Consider the following 679-nt stretch of genomic DNA (forward strand, 5'->3'; position numbering starts at 1 on the left):
CTACAGTAGTCGAAATGCGTGCATTGGAGGCACATTACAAAGTGGAGAAGCAGGGAGGTTTCACGTCTCTGCCGCTTGAAGCTGGTAATATGGGACTTAACGACAGAAGAGATTTTATCTCAATGTTCAAAAAAAGCATAGAAGATTTAAACAAATTGGGAAGGTTTGACTTATCGTTGCTTTGGACGAAAAGTATGGATACATATCTTAATTTGCCAAATGCAAATAGTAAGTATAAATAGTGCTTAGTCATTTGAACATAGGAAAAAAAGAGAACTTGGATTACATATCATATTGAGGCTGAGAGAAAGCCAACAGGTGACACAGTCGGAAGAATTCCGGATAATGAAGAAAAAATGTGGAAAATAAAATGAAAAAAGTTTATCGATAGGGTTTCAGTATGATTCACATGATACAGATTATAAGGTAGGTGGTATAGTATGGTTACTGTAAATAATTCTGACTATTATAATAACATTCCAGCTGGCAGGGATTTAAACAACCTGCCCAATAATTCCAACACTGGTACAACTGTAGGTTATCAATATGATGGACTTACCGAGGAAGATCGTTTCGTACAAAAAGTTTTGCAGGAGCATTATGATAAAGTGTACAAAGAAAATTTGTCTCATTCTGATCCGATGACATATATCGAATCAAAATATTGTGATGTGACCTC

General features: G+C 35.6%; 2 pseudogenes. Both read left to right on the top strand.

The features are described 5' to 3' along the window. Window positions 1-242, top strand: a pseudogene (locus H8S17_RS16300) (hypothetical protein); the annotation flags it as partial. Between the two features lie 198 nt (window positions 243-440). Continuing rightward, window positions 441-679, top strand: a pseudogene (locus H8S17_RS16305) (DUF4885 family protein); the annotation flags it as partial.

Origin of the sequence: Roseburia zhanii (genome assembly GCF_014287635.1) — a bacterium.
Lineage (GTDB): Bacteria > Bacillota > Clostridia > Lachnospirales > Lachnospiraceae > Roseburia_B > Roseburia_B zhanii.